Annotated in this window: 15 protein-coding genes; 11 read left to right on the forward strand and 4 right to left on the reverse strand. The window is 68.8% G+C overall.

All coding sequences use genetic code 11. From position 1 onward, the window contains the following. The first annotated feature begins 22 nt into the window (after positions 1-22). The 7 genes from RAN53_RS03885 (at position 23) to RAN53_RS03915 (ending at position 5,523) form a co-directional block, all read left to right on the forward strand. The gene (locus RAN53_RS03885) at positions 23-694 is read left to right on the forward strand and encodes a SurA N-terminal domain-containing protein (protein WP_305795504.1); all 672 of its coding nucleotides are present in this window, start codon (positions 23-25) and stop codon (positions 692-694) included. After that, positions 694-1,767 carry a 4-hydroxythreonine-4-phosphate dehydrogenase PdxA gene (gene pdxA / locus RAN53_RS03890; RefSeq protein WP_305795505.1) on the forward strand — a complete coding sequence of 358 codons (1,074 nt, stop codon included), beginning with the start codon at positions 694-696 and terminating at the stop codon, positions 1,765-1,767. The genes RAN53_RS03885 and pdxA overlap by 1 nt, the downstream gene beginning before the upstream one ends. 138 nt (positions 1,768-1,905) lie before the next feature. After that, the gene (gene rsmA / locus RAN53_RS03895) at positions 1,906-2,724 is read left to right on the forward strand and encodes a 16S rRNA (adenine(1518)-N(6)/adenine(1519)-N(6))-dimethyltransferase RsmA (protein ID WP_305795506.1); all 819 of its coding nucleotides are present in this window, start codon (positions 1,906-1,908) and stop codon (positions 2,722-2,724) included. Then, positions 2,721-3,134 (forward strand): Co2+/Mg2+ efflux protein ApaG, encoded by a 414-nt coding sequence (apaG, locus tag RAN53_RS03900; protein WP_305795507.1) that lies wholly within the window; start codon positions 2,721-2,723, stop codon positions 3,132-3,134. The genes rsmA and apaG overlap by 4 nt, the downstream gene beginning before the upstream one ends. A 53-nt stretch (positions 3,135-3,187) precedes the next feature. After that, positions 3,188-4,009, forward strand: a complete 822-nt coding sequence (locus RAN53_RS03905) for a symmetrical bis(5'-nucleosyl)-tetraphosphatase (RefSeq protein ID WP_305795508.1) — start codon at positions 3,188-3,190, stop codon at positions 4,007-4,009. Positions 4,010-4,057: 48 nt separating this feature from the next. Continuing rightward, a complete protein-coding gene (gene glpE, locus RAN53_RS03910; RefSeq protein WP_305795509.1) occupies positions 4,058-4,378 on the forward strand; it encodes a thiosulfate sulfurtransferase GlpE in 321 nt (106 codons plus the stop codon). A gap of 8 nt (positions 4,379-4,386) precedes the next feature. After that, positions 4,387-5,523, forward strand: a complete 1,137-nt coding sequence (locus RAN53_RS03915) for a polynucleotide adenylyltransferase (protein WP_305795510.1) — start codon at positions 4,387-4,389, stop codon at positions 5,521-5,523. A 184-nt stretch (positions 5,524-5,707) separates the two neighbouring features. On the opposite strand, the gene folK is transcribed toward RAN53_RS03915, so the two are convergent. Together folK and folB are read right to left on the reverse strand one after the other, a co-directional pair. Further along, positions 5,708-6,226 carry a 2-amino-4-hydroxy-6-hydroxymethyldihydropteridine diphosphokinase gene (gene folK / locus RAN53_RS03920; protein WP_305795511.1) on the reverse strand — a complete coding sequence of 173 codons (519 nt, stop codon included), beginning with the start codon at positions 6,224-6,226 and terminating at the stop codon, positions 5,708-5,710. Continuing rightward, a complete protein-coding gene (gene folB, locus RAN53_RS03925; protein WP_305795512.1) occupies positions 6,226-6,591 on the reverse strand; it encodes a dihydroneopterin aldolase in 366 nt (121 codons plus the stop codon). The genes folK and folB overlap by 1 nt, the downstream gene beginning before the upstream one ends. 309 nt (positions 6,592-6,900) lie before the next feature. Here folB and plsY point away from each other — a divergent pair, with 309 nt between their 5' ends. Then, positions 6,901-7,488, forward strand: coding sequence for a glycerol-3-phosphate 1-O-acyltransferase PlsY (gene plsY, locus RAN53_RS03930; protein WP_414842954.1), 588 nt, complete (start codon positions 6,901-6,903; stop codon positions 7,486-7,488). 323 nt (positions 7,489-7,811) lie between these two features. Here plsY and tsaD read toward each other — a convergent pair whose 3' ends face one another. Beyond that, positions 7,812-8,849, reverse strand: coding sequence for a tRNA (adenosine(37)-N6)-threonylcarbamoyltransferase complex transferase subunit TsaD (gene tsaD / locus RAN53_RS03935; protein WP_305795513.1), 1,038 nt, complete (start codon positions 8,847-8,849; stop codon positions 7,812-7,814). Positions 8,850-9,109: 260 nt separating this feature from the next. On the opposite strand from tsaD, the gene rpsU reads away from it, so the two are divergent. Together rpsU and dnaG are read left to right on the forward strand one after the other, a co-directional pair. Further along, a complete protein-coding gene (gene rpsU, locus RAN53_RS03940) occupies positions 9,110-9,325 on the forward strand; it encodes a 30S ribosomal protein S21 (protein ID WP_016416934.1) in 216 nt (71 codons plus the stop codon). A 151-nt stretch (positions 9,326-9,476) separates the two neighbouring features. Then, positions 9,477-11,321, forward strand: a complete 1,845-nt coding sequence (gene dnaG, locus RAN53_RS03945) for a DNA primase (RefSeq protein WP_305795514.1) — start codon at positions 9,477-9,479, stop codon at positions 11,319-11,321. Positions 11,322-11,397: 76 nt separating this feature from the next. Here the strand turns inward: dnaG and RAN53_RS03950 are convergent, their stop codons facing one another. Further along, positions 11,398-11,604: a hypothetical protein gene (locus tag RAN53_RS03950; protein WP_305795515.1), complete on the reverse strand. Its 207-nt coding sequence runs from the start codon at positions 11,602-11,604 to the stop codon at positions 11,398-11,400. A gap of 25 nt (positions 11,605-11,629) precedes the next feature. Here RAN53_RS03950 and rpoD point away from each other — a divergent pair, with 25 nt between their 5' ends. Further along, entirely contained in the window at positions 11,630-13,462 is a 1,833-nt protein-coding gene (gene rpoD, locus RAN53_RS03955) for an RNA polymerase sigma factor RpoD (RefSeq protein ID WP_305795516.1), read from the forward strand. Positions 13,463-13,513 lie beyond the last annotated feature (51 nt).

Genomic DNA, 13,513 nt, shown 5'->3' on the forward strand with positions numbered 1-13,513 from the left:
GATGGCCCGTTAGAGAGGAAAGATGAAAGGACAGCACAGCATGCGCAGTCGCCGCACCCCCTTCCTGGCCGCCGGCCTGGCCATGGCCCTGGGCCTCGCCACCGTGCCGGTCGTACAGGCCCAGGAGCCGCCTTCTACCCAGCGCCAGGCGCTGGACCGTATCGTGGCGGTGGTCAACGAGGGGGCGATCATGCACAGCCAGCTCGAGGATCGCCTCGCCCAGGTGCGTAGCCAGATGGGCGCCCAGCAGCAGGCGCTGCCACCCGCCGGGACCCTGCGCGAGCAGGTCCTGGAGCAGATGATCCTCGAGGAGATCCAGTGGCAGATGGCGGATGAGGCCGGCCTCACGGTGGATGACACCGAGCTCAATCGCCAGGTGCGTGGCATCGCCGAGCGCAACGGCATGAGCCTGGAGCAGTTCGCCGATACCCTGGAGGCCGATGGTCTGACGCTGGCCGGCGTGCGCGAGGAGATCCGCCGCGAGCTGACCCTGCGCCAGCTGCAGCAGCGTCGCGTGGGCAGCCGGGTCAATCTCTCCGAGCGGGAGGTGGAGCGCTTCATGGAGCAGGAAGGCGTCGGCCGTGAGCAGGCCCAGCAGGCCCTCTTCCAGCGCAAGGCCAACGAGGAGCTCGGCGCCTGGTTGCAGGAGATCCGTTCCCAGGCCTTCGTCGACAACCGCCTCGACGAGCGCTGATGACGACCCCCGCCGCGCCGGTCCTGGCGCTGACCAGCGGTGAGCCCGCGGGCATCGGGCCCGAACTCGTGCTGATGCTGGCCACCGAGGGCGTGGCCGGCACTCGCCTGGTGGCGGTGGGCGACCCGGCCATGCTCGCCGAGCGCGCCGCCGCCCTCGGCCTGGCGGTGGAGCTGGTCGAGCTCGCCCCCGGCGAGGCGGTGCCCGCGGCGCGTCCCGGGCGACTGCCGGTATGGCCGGTGGCGCTGCGCGCCCCGGTGCGCCCGGGCGTGCTCGAGGTCGCCAATGCCGACTACGTGCTCGAGACCCTGGACGTGGCGATCCGCGCCTGTCGCTCGGGCCAGGCCGCGGGCATGGTGACCGCGCCGCTGCACAAGGGCGTGATCCTCGATGCGGGGCATGCCGGGTTCACGGGCCACACCGAGTACCTGCGAGACGCCTGCGGCGTCGAAGAGGTGGTGATGATGCTCGCCACCGACGCCGCCCTGCACGCCGAACGGCCCGGCTGGTCGGGGAGCGCCGCCTTGCGGGTGGCGCTGGCCACCACCCATCTGCCGCTGCGCGAGGTGGCCGAGGCCATCACCCATGAGCGCCTGGCGCGGGTGCTGCGCATCCTCGCTGCGGACCTGACCCGCTGGTTTGGCCTGGACGCGCCGCGCATCGCCGTCTGCGGCCTCAACCCCCACGCCGGCGAGGGCGGCCACCTGGGGCGCGAGGAGATCGAGGTGATCGAGCCGACCCTCGAGGCGCTGCGCGCCGAGGGGCTGACCCTCGACGGTCCGCTCCCCGCCGATACCCTGTTCACCCCGCGCCACCTGGCAGGCGTGGATGCGGTGCTGGCCATGTACCATGATCAGGGTCTGCCGGTGCTCAAGTACGCGGGCTTCGGCCGCGCCGCCAATATCACCCTGGGGCTGCCGTTGGTGCGCACCTCGGTGGATCACGGCACCGCCCTGGACCTGGCCGGCACGGGCCGCGCCGATCCCGGCAGCTTGCGGGTCGCCGTGGCGCTGGCCGCCGAGATGGCCGCCCGCGGCGTTAGTTTATCGGAAGGAGCGCCGGGGGCAGGCTGAAGAGCAGGTCCTACGCCATGGACGGCGTCGGTAGCGCCCAGGGAGGGGTTCACAGCGCCTGCTCGTAAGCCTGCCGCCGGAACAGCTCCGGTTTCAGCAAAGAATTCCAGACTTCCAGTGATAGAAGGACACCCCTGAATGGCATCTCGCCCCCCGGTCCATCGGGCCCGCAAGCGCTTCGGCCAGAACTTCCTGCGTGACCGCGGCATCATCTCACGCATCGTGCGTGCCATCGGGCCGCGCCCCGGCGAGCGGATCGTCGAGATCGGCCCCGGCCAGGGGGCGCTCACCGAGCCGCTGCTGGAGGCCGCCGGTGGACGTCTGGAAGTGATCGAGCTCGATCGTGACCTGATCCCCGGGCTGCGCGTGCAGTTCTTCAACTACCCCGACTTCGTGATCCATGAGGGCGACGCCCTCAAGGTCGACTTTCGCGCCCTGCGCGGGGCGGGGGAGCCGCTGCGTGTCGTCGGCAACCTGCCCTACAACATCTCCACCCCGCTGATCGCCCACCTGCTCCAGGCCGGCGATGCCGTCGCCGACATGCACTTCATGCTGCAGAAGGAGGTGGTGGAGCGCCTGGCCGCCGAGCCGGGCGGCCCAGACTGGGGGCGCCTCTCGGTGATGGCCCAGTACCGCTGCCGGGTGGAGTCGCTGTTCGTGGTGCCGCCGGAGGCCTTCGTGCCGCGCCCCAAGGTGGATTCCGCCATCGTGCGACTCACTCCGCATGCCGAGCTGCCCCATCCGGCCCGCGACGAGGCGCTGCTGGGGGCGATCGTCAAGGAGGCCTTCGGTCAGCGTCGCAAGACCCTGCGCAACAACCTCAAGGGGCGCATCTCGGCCGAGGACCTCGAGGCGCTGGAGATCGATCCCGGCCGGCGCCCCCAGACCCTCTCCGTGGCGGAGTTCGTGCGTATCGCCGACCACCTGGCCCCGTCGGCCGCGGAGGCCCACCCATGAGCGATCGAGCCACCACCGGCGATGCCCCCATGGAAGACGCGCGAGGCGTGAGCGTCGAGGTCCAGCCGGAGTTTCGTGCCGACGAGTCGGCTCCCGGCGAGGGGCGCTACGTGTTCAGCTACACGGTGACGGTGCATAACGCCTCGCGTCACAGTGTCCAGCTGATGGCGCGCCACTGGACCATCACCCAGGGCAGCGGCAAGGTCCAGGAGGTGCGCGGCAAGGGGGTGGTGGGGCAGCAGCCGGTGATCGGCCCCGGCCAGCACTTCCGCTACACCAGCCGGGCGATCCTCGATGGACCGGTGGGGGTGATGCAGGGCGACTACACCTGCGTGGATACCGCCACCCAGCGCCCCTTCGAGGTGCCCATCGCGCCCTTCCGCCTGGCCTGCCCCAACCAGGTCCACTGAATCCGCGGCGTCTGCGCCATAGGCAGAGCCAGAGACATAGACTGGGAGAGCCCATGACCACCTACGCCATCGGCGACCTCCAGGGCTGCCATGCCGAGTTCGTCGCACTGCTCGATACCCTGAGCTTCGACCCGCGCCGCGACCGCCTGTGGCTGGCCGGCGACCTGGTCAACCGCGGTCCGGCGTCGCTTGCCTGCCTGCGCGAGGTCGAGGCCCTGGGCAGCGCCGCCCGGACGGTGCTCGGCAACCACGACCTGCACCTGCTGGCGGTGGCCCGGGGCGGCGCCGCGCTCAAGCGCAAGGACACCCTGGACGATATCCTCGCCGCGCCGGATCGCGAGCGGCTGCTCGACTGGCTGCAGTCGCGTCCGCTGCTGGTGCGCGAGACGCTGGGCGGCCAGGATACCCTGATGACCCACGCCGGCCTGTTGCCCCGGTGGTCGCCCGACCGGGCCACGACGCTGGCCGCGGAGGTGGAACAGGTACTGGGTGGTGCCGCTGCCGGGTCCTTCCTCGAGCGCATGTATGGCAATGCGCCGGACCAATGGCGCGACGATCTCGATGGTATCGACCGCCTGCGCGCCATCGTCAATGTCTTCACCCGCATGCGCTTCATCGACGCCGAGGGGCGCCTGGATTTCGCCGCCAAGGAGGGCCTCGACAGCGCCCCGGCGGGTTTCGCCCCCTGGTTCCGCTATCCCCGCGGCGACGCCACCCGGCTCGTCTTCGGCCACTGGGCGGCCTTGCAGGGCGAGACCCCCGGCAGCCGGGTCAATGCCTGTGCGCTGGATACCGGCTGCGTGTGGGGAGGCTCCCTGACGGCCCTGGACCTGGTCGGCGGCGAACGTATCAGCGTGCCCAGCCGGCGGCGTTGAACACGGCTATCCTTTCCTTCCGATCACTTCCTGACACGAGGCGCCTTCATGAGCTTCCAGCATCTCGATATTGCCACCCTCACGACCTGGCTCGACGAGGGTCGCGACGCCGCGCTGGTGGATATTCGCGACGCCCTGAGCTTCGCCCAGGGACATATTCCCGGCAGCCGGCGGCTCGATAACGACACGGTGGGCGACTTTATCGAGGCGACCCCCGTCGAGCGTCCGGTGGTGGTGGTCTGCTACCACGGCCACTCCAGCCAGCAGGCCGCCGCCTGGCTGGCCGGCCAGGGGTTCGCGGCCGTCTACAGCCTCGACGGCGGCTTCACCGATTGGCAGCTGCGCCACCCCGAGCGGGTGGAGGCCTGAGCGTGGCGATGACGGACGATCCGGCCGTGCGCGGGCTCGCGGTCTATCGGGTGGGCGGTGCGGTACGTGATGCCCGCCTCGGTTGGCCCGTCACCGATACCGACTGGGTCGTGGTGGGGACCACCCCGGAGGCGCTGCGTCGCCGTGGCTTCCGCCCCGTGGGGCGTGACTTCCCGGTCTTCCTGCACCCCGAGACCCACGAGGAGTACGCCCTGGCGCGCACCGAGCGCAAGGCGGGCCACGGCTATACCGGCTTCGTGGTGCACGCCAGCCCCGAGGTGACCCTGGAGGAGGACCTGGTGCGCCGCGACCTGACCATCAACGCCATGGCCGAGAGCCCGCAGGGCGAGCTGGTGGACCCCTATGGTGGCCTGGCCGACCTGGAGGCGCGGGTGCTGCGCCATGTGTCGCCGGCCTTCGTCGAGGACCCCCTGCGGGTGCTGCGCACCGCGCGCTTCCTGGCGCGCTACGCGGGGCTCGGCTTCACCATCGCCGAGGCGACCCGGGCGCTGATGCACGAGCTGGTAGAGAGCGGCGAGATCGCCCACCTGGTGGCCGAGCGGGTGTGGGTCGAGACCGAGAAGGCGCTGGCCGAGCCCTGGCCCGAGGTCTACTTCCAGGCGCTCGACGACTGCGGCGCCCTGGCGGTGCTGATGCCGGCGCTGGCCGCCGACCGGGAGGCGCTGGACGAGGCGCTGGGTCGGCTGCATCGGCTGCCCGAGGAGGAGGAGGGCGAGGCGCTGGCCCGCTGGCGCTGGGCGCGGCTGGTGGAGCACCTGGACGAGGCGGCGCGGCGCCAGCTGGCCGATCGCCTGCGCCAGCCGAAGGCCTACGTCGAGCTGGCCCGGCAGGTAGCGCAGACCCGTGCGCTGGTCGCGGAGGCGCGCCACGCGCCCCCGGATGGCGAGCGGCTGCTGGACTGGCTGGACGCCATCGATGCCTGGCGGCGCAGCGAACGGGTGGTGCCGCTGATCAGCCTGGTGAGCCTGGATGCGCCGGCGCTGGCCGAGGCGCTGGCAGTGGCCTGGCGGCTTGCCGCCCAGGTATTGCCGAAGACGCTGGTGGAAGAGGGATTCAAGGGGCGGGAGCTGGGCGTGGAGCTCGCCCGGCGGCGCCGCGAGGCGATTGATGCGGCGCTAGGATAGAACGGGATTTCGACCTTGATAGCGAAAGGCGCCGGGGACGGGTCGAAGAGGGGGTCCTATGCCAGGGATGGCATCGGTAGCGTACAGGGACGTATTCAAAGCGCCCCCTCGTAGGCCTGTCGCCGGGAAAGCCTTGAGCGGTGTTTCCATCTGCGATAGCACAGGTTTGGGGTGGAGTGGCGCGTCAGTCGGGATGTGAGATCTCGCGCTTGGCCCAGCTGAAGGCCACCGGCCAGAGCCGCTGGTCGCCCGCCTCGAAGCGGCGCCACAGGGCCGCATAGGTCTCGCCGCTCCCGGGCAGGCGCGCCTCGGGCAGCAGCTCGGCCAGGGGCTGGAGCACGAAGGCGTGGTGGGTGATCTCGCCCCGCGGCAGGCTGACGCCGTCGTGCTCGCCGCTGAGTTCGCCCACGGTCAGCAGGTCGACATCCAGGGTGCGAGGGCTGAACTTGGGGCTGCCCTCGCTGCGCCCATTGGCGAACTCGAGGCGCTTGCACCAGGCCTGCAGCTCACCCACCGAGGCATCGCTCTCGAAGGCCGCCACCAGGTTGTAGAAGTTGCGCCCATCCTCGAAGCCCACCGGTTCACTCTCGAACACCCGCGAGATGCGCAGTCCCTCGAAGGAGGCCGCCAGGGCATCCAGGCAGACACGCACGTGATGCTCGCGCTCGATATTGCTGCCGATGCTGACCGTGACCAGGGCCATCACGCCACTCCCGGGCGGACGCCGCGCTCGATACTCACGCCCACCGCGGCCGCGGCCAACACCGCTCCCGGCTTGCGCACGGTCAGGCGTAGCCAGGCGATAGCGAACTCCTCGCGCAGCACCTCGGCCAGCCGCTCGGCGAAGGTCTCCACCAGGGCAACGTCATGCTCGGCGGCGAAGGCCTGGATGCGCGTGCTGATCGCCGCGTAGTCGAGGGTCTGGGTGATGTCGTCATCCGCCGCTGCCGGGCGGATATCGGTGGCCAGCTCGAGGTCGAGCACCAGGCGCTGGGTGATGGTGCGCTCCCAGTCATAGACCCCGATCACGGTGTCGACGGCGAGGGACTCGATCAGCACTAGATCCATGGCGGGGTTCCGGGCGGATGGAGGGAATGGGGCGAGATTGTACGCGAGCCCCGGCGTGCGGAACACCCAGCGCTATCGCAGATAGCTTTTCGCTCGGGGCTGATCTGGCGACAAGCCTTCGAGGAGGCGCTGTGAACCCCTCCCTGGGCGCTACCGACGCCATCCATGGCGTAGGACCTCCTCTACGGCTTGTCCCCAGCGCCCCTTGGTTTCTGTAACTGCGAGAGCTTTGGCCGAACACCTTGGCGGCTGGGCAGCCCGGGGTGGGGCTGTCAGAATGGCCGGGTTCTCGTCGCAGGAGGGTCGGCCGTGGAGGCGCCACTGATCACGCTGCTGCCGCTGGCGTTGCTGGGTTACCTCAGCGGCAGTTGGCTCGGCGCGCTCACCGTCTGCCGGCTGGCCGGCGTGGGCGATCCACGCCTGGCGGGCTCCTTCAATCCGGGTTTTTCCAACGTGCTGCGCCTGCACGGGCGTCGGCTGGCGCTGGCGACCCTGCTGGTGGATGCCGCCAAGGGGATGCCGGCGCTGCTGCTGGCCCAACTGGCGGGGCTGCCGCCCTGGGCCCAGGGGCTGGTGGGCCTGGCCGTGCTGCTCGGTCACAGCTACCCGGCGTGGCACCGCTTCCGCGGCGGCAAGGCCGTGGCCAGCGCCTTCGGCGTGATGCTGGTGCTGACCCCGGGGGTGGCGCTGGTGTGCGCCGCGCTCTGGTCCCTGCTCGCCTGGCGGGTGCGCACCGCCGCGGTAGCCTCGCTGGCCAGCGCCGCCGCCGCACCCCTGGCCAGCCTGTGGCTGGCGCCGGACTACGTCGTCGTGGTGATCGCCTTCACCGTGCTGGTGCTGGTGCGTCATGTGCTCAATATCCAGCGCCTGGGACGCGGCGACGAGCCGCCCTTATAAGCGGTTCATCGCAAACTGGCGTGAATCCGTCCGGCAGTGAGTATTGGGAGGCCAGGGTAATGGTGGGAGGCCGGCTCTGCCGGGCGAATGGAGGCCAAAGGCCTCCCCGGATGGGCCAGAAAGATGCAACAAGGCTAACGGGCGCCTGTCGTCGCCATCGCCCGGGGACCTCGGCCTCCCACAAGCCGGCTTCACGTTGATCTGCGAAGAGCCTTATAGCTTCAGAAGGGACAGTCCCCGGCAGTGGCGTCAATGCTGGCATAGAGCATAAAGACCAGCATGGTGGCTTGGCCGGGGACTGTCCCTGAGAGATCGGGTGCCGTTCAGCTTCTGGCAGGCGCTTCCAGGGTATCCATCGGCCAGCGCGGCACTGCTTGCATAACACCGGTCTCGTCACGCTCGCCGGCCTGCAGTCGTTGCGCCCCCACATAGGCGATCATCGCCCCGTTGTCGGTGCAGAAGCGCCCGCGAGGATAGTAGGCCCGGGCATCGCGTTTCTCGCACTCGCACTCCAGTCTCTCGCGCAGCCGCGTATTGGCGCTGACGCCGCCGGCCACCACCAGGCGCTTGAGGCCGGTCTGGTCCAGGGCGCGGCGGCACTTGATCACCAGGGTATCGACCACCGCCTCCTCGAAGGCGCGGGCCACGTCGGCGCGGGCCTGCTCGTCGAGCTCGCCGGCCGCCTCGAGCCGGCGAATGGCGGTGAGGGTGTGGGTCTTGAGTCCCGAGAAGCTGAAGTCGAGCCCCGGGCGGTCGGTCATCGGTCGCGGAAAGCGCAAGCGCTGCGGGTCGCCGTGTTCGGCCAGGCGCGCCACCAGGGGGCCACCGGGGTAGTCCAGGCCCAGCATCTTGGCGGCCTTGTCGAAGGCCTCGCCGGCGGCGTCGTCCACCGATTCGCCGAGCAGGGTGTAGGCCCCCAGCCCGCGCACCTCGACCAGCTGGGTGTGGCCGCCGGAGACCAGCAGGGCCACGAAGGGGAAGGCGGGGCGATCCTCCTCCAGCATGGGCGCCAGCAGGTGTCCCTCCATATGGTGGACGCCGAGCACCGGGATGCCCAGCGCCCGGGCCATGCCGTGGGCGGTGGCGGCCCCCACCATCAGTGCCCCCACCAGGCCGGGGCCGGCGGTGTAGGCGATGGCATCGATATCCGAGCGGACCAGGCCCGCCGCGTCCAGCACCTGCTCGACCAGCGGCAGCAGCCGGCGGGTGTGGTCGCGGGAGGCCAGCTCGGGCACCACGCCGCCGTATTCGGCGTGCATGGCGATCTGACTGTAGAGAGCGTCGGCCAGCAGGCCGCGCTCGGTGTCGAAGAGGGCGACGCCGGTTTCGTCGCAGGAGGTCTCGATGCCCAGTACGCGCATGGTGTCGGCTCGGTGTCTCGGAAAAGGCCGCCATTCTACGTGGAATGGGCGCGGAAAGCATTTGCATAGGCCGGGCGTGAGGACTAGACTACTGTGCGCTGCAAGACTGGGTCGTGCACCCAGGTGGCGAAATTCCGCGACGATACCCTCGTTTTCCGGCGCGCCCAGGCGTTCCGGGCGTTTGTTCGTCGTGAAATGTGCCACCCACAGGGGTGTGCGTACTAACCGAACTCTAGTTACCTAAGGTAGGTGAGTGCTTAATGCCTTCTGTCAAAGTACGAGATAACGAGCCGTTTGACGTCGCGCTGCGTCGCTTCAAGCGTTCCTGCGAAAAAGCCGGCGTTCTCTCCGAGGTGCGTCGTCGCGAGCATTACGAGAAGCCGACCGCGGAGCGCAAGCGCAAGGCGGCGGCTGCCGTCAAGCGTCACGCCAAGAAGCTCCAGCGTGAGCGCAAGCGCTTCGAACGGCTCTATTGATCCGTACTGGAGACGTCGGGCCCCAGGCCCGGGCAGTCTCAGGAGGACGCCAAGCGGCCGCCATCCGGTGGCCGCTTGTTTTTTCCGGGTCGGTGGCGGCTGCCGTCGACCCAGGGTGATCCCGCCGCAGCCGTCGAGGTGATCCGACTTCATGGCCGGACAGATTCCCCAGCGCTTCATCGATGACCTGCTCGCCCGTGTCGACGTGGTCGAGGTGGTGGGTGAGCGAGTCAAGCTCAAGAAGACAGGGCGCAACTTCTCGGGCCTGTGCCCGTTCCACCAGGAGAAGTCGCCGTCCTTCACCGTCAGTGCCGACAAGCAGTTCTACCACTGCTTCGGCTGCGGCGCCCACGGCAACGCCCTGCGCTTTCTGATGGAGTACGACAAGCTGCGCTTCCCCGAGGCGGTGGAGCAACTGGCCGGCCGCCTGGGAATCGAGGTGCCCCGTGAGGGCGCCGACGACCCGCGGGCCCAGGCCCGGGAGCGCAAGCGCAAGGAGGGCGTGAACCTCCTCGAGCTCTCGGCCAGCTTCTTTCGCGAGCGGTTGAGGATGTCCGAGGGGCAGGCTGCCCGGGAGTATCTGGAGCGCCGTGGCCTGGCGCCGGAGGTGATCGAGACCTTCGGTGTCGGCTACGCCCCGAACGCCTGGGAGAGCCTCAAGCGCCACCTCGGTGAGCGTGGCATCGGCGAGCCGGTGCAGGTGGAATACGGCCTGCTGGTGCATCGTGAGGAGAGCGGGCGTACCTACGACCGCTTCCGCGATCGGGTGATGTTCCCGATCCGCGATATCAAGGGGCGCACCATCGGCTTCGGCGGCCGGGTGCTGGGCGACGCCAAGCCCAAGTACCTCAACTCGCCGGAGACCCCGGTGTTCCACAAGGGGCGCGAGCTATACGGCCTCTATGAGGCGCGCCAGGCCGATCATCGCCTGGAGCGGGTGGTGATCGTCGAGGGCTACATGGACGTGGTGGCCCTGGCCCAGTTCGGCATCCGCAATGCGGTGGCCACCCTGGGTACCTCCACCAGCGAGGAGCATCTCGGCCGACTGTTCCGGCTGGTCAACGAGGTGGTGTTCTGCTTCGACGGTGACCGTGCCGGCCGTCAGGCCGCGACAAGGGCGCTGGAAACGGTGCTGCCGCTGATGATCGATGGCCGCCAGGCACGCTTCCTGTTCCTGCCCGAGGGGGAGGACCCGGACACCCTGGTGCGCCGCGAGGGCAGCGAGGCCTTCCAGGACCGCATCACCTGCGCCAGCCCGCTGTCGGAGTTCCTCTTCGACCAGGCGGCGGCAGGCCGCGACCTGGCGCGCATCGAGGAGCGTGAGCGTTACGCCAGCCAGGTGCTGAAGGCGATCGGGCGCTTGCCGGAAGGGGTGCTCAGGTCGCTGATGCTGAGTGAGCTGTCGCGGCGTACCGGCGTCGAGGCGGCGAACTTCTCGGCCCTGCTGGCGAGAGGCGATGCTGCCGCGGGCCGAGAGGCGCGCGGCGCACAGGCGTCGCCCGCCATGGAGGGTGATCCCATGCCGGAGTCGCCGCCACCCCGGGGCGAGAGCGGTGCAGCGTTCGCGCGTCGCCCCGGCGGGGCCTTGAGCCTGATGGCGCGCGTCCTGCAGCTGCTGGTGCACGAGCCGGCGCTGGTCGAGGGGCTGCCCGGGGAGGACGACTGGTGCCCCGTGGAGGACTCGGACGGGGCGCTGTGCCGAGAGGTGATCCGCCTGGTGCGTGCCGGGGGCTACCGCAGCCCCCAGGTGCTGCTGGCGCACTTCCATGGGACCCCGGAGGGGGAGCGCCTGGCGACGCTGGCGCGGCGCGAGCCGCTGATTTCAAAGCCTTTTAGGGCCAAGGAGTTGGAAAACTGGGTTCAGTATTTTCAACGCCACAAGCTCAAGCCGACTCGACAGCAGGAAATTGATGCATTGTTGGAGAGGCAAAGGCAGGGAGAGAGTCTTACGGATGAGGAGAGGCAGCGGTTGATGCAGTTGCTGGCTCAAGCCTAGTAATTGAGCGGCTGTCGCGGGAGGAGAAGCAGCGACGGATGGCATTGATCACCGAACTGCACCGTTGACCGGGAGGTCAAAAAAAGTGACCACGGATTGGCCCTGCGGTTGATTTCTCTCCTAACATCCCCACATAGGAGACAGCGCTCGGCACCGGCGTAACCTGACAACCTAACACACCTGAATGACCGCGCAAATAGATCGAACTGGCGGAAAGGTGCTTTCTGCCGCTATACTGTTCGGCTTTATGAGTTTTCTCCACCCAGCGCTTCAGGTGCTTCATTCTTCTTCGTCGAGATAGGGTTTCTATGGCTGGAAATGCGCAGCAGCAGTCGCGTCTGAAGGAGTTGATCGCGCGCGGCAAGGAACAGGGCTACCTGACCTATGCCGAGGTCAACGACCACCTTCCCGAGGATATCGCCGACCCGGATCAGGTGGAAGATATCATCGGCATGATCAACGACATGGGCATCAGCGTCGTCGAGGAAGCCCCCGATGAAGACACCCTGATGATGTCGGATCAGTCCACCGACGAGTCGGCGGCCGAGGAGGCCGTGGCGGCCCTGGCCGCCGTGGAAAGCGACGTGGGTCGCACCACCGATCCGGTGCGCATGTACATGCGCGAGATGGGGACGGTGGAGCTGCTGACCCGCGAGGGCGAGATTCAGATCGCCAAGCGCATCGAGGAGGGCACCCGTGAGGTGATGTCGGCGCTGGCCTACCTGCCCGGCGCGGTGGACTCCATCCTCGACGCCTACGATGCCACCCAGGACGAGGAGGCCCCCGGCCGCCTGTCCGATCTCTTCTCCGGCTTCATCGACCCCGACGAGGGCATTCCCGGCGTGGCCGAGGCCGAGGTTCCCGAGGAGGAGCCCCAGGCGGCGGGCGATGACGACGAGGATGGCGAGGCCGAGGAGGAGAGCACCGGCGGCCCGGACCCCGAGGAGGCCCGCGCCCGCTTCGAGCAGATCCGCGAGCAGAACGCCGCGGCCCAGGCGGCCATCGAGGCCCACGGCCGCCACGCGAAGCCCGCCCAGGAGGAACTGGCGCGGCTGGCCGAGCTGTTCTCGCCGATCAAGCTGGTGCCCAAGCACTTCGAGCGCCTGGTCAACCAGGTGCGCATCAGCGTCGAGCAGGTGCGCGCCCAGGAGAAGGCGGTGATGCAGCTGTGCGTCAAGAAGGCACGCATCCCGCGCAAGACCTTCATCAAGGCCTTCCCGGGCAGCGAGTCCGACCCCGAGTGGCTGGATGCCTTCTCCGGCGAGCACCCCAAGTATGCCGACCGCCTCGCGCCGCTGCGCACGGATATCCAGCGCGCCCAGCGCAAGATCGCCTTCGAGGAGGCGATGGTTCGCCTGCCGGTGCAGGAGATCAAGGAGGTCAATCGCCGCCTGTCCATCGGCGAGGCCAAGGCGCGTCGTGCCAAGAAGGAGATGGTCGAGGCCAACCTGCGCCTGGTGATCTCCATCGCCAAGAAGTACACCAATCGCGGCCTGCAGTTCCTGGACCTGATCCAGGAGGGCAACATCGGCCTGATGAAGGCGGTGGACAAGTTCGAGTATCGCCGCGGCTACAAGTTTTCCACCTATGCCACCTGGTGGATTCGCCAGGCGATCACCCGCTCCATCGCCGATCAGGCGCGCACCATCCGCATCCCGGTCCACATGATCGAGACCATCAACAAGCTCAACCGGGTCTCCCGGCAGATGCTCCAGGAGATGGGGCGCGAGCCCACCCCCGAGGAGTTGGGTGAGCGTCTCGAGATGCCCGAGGACAAGGTGCGCAAGGTGCTCAAGATCGCCAAGGAGCCGATCTCCATGGAGACGCCCATCGGCGACGATGACGACTCGCACCTGGGCGACTTCATCGAGGACGGCTCCATGGTGCTGCCCATCGACTCCGCCACCGGTGAGGGGTTGATCGAGGCGACGCGCAACGTGCTGGGTGGCCTCACCGCCCGGGAAGCCAAGGTGCTGCGCATGCGCTTCGGCATCGACATGAACACCGACCACACCCTCGAGGAAGTCGGCAAGCAGTTCGATGTCACCCGAGAGCGGATCCGCCAGATCGAGGCGAAGGCGTTGCGCAAGCTGCGTCATCCCAGCCGCTCCGAGCCGCTGCGCTCCTTCCTCGACGAGTAGGGTGCGAATCGCGCCGGCTCCTGCCGGCGTTGGCGCCATGAAGAAGCCCCG

Origin of the sequence: Halomonas sp. SSL-5 (assembly GCF_030708455.1) — a bacterium.
Taxonomy (GTDB): Bacteria; Pseudomonadota; Gammaproteobacteria; order Pseudomonadales; family Halomonadaceae; genus Halomonas.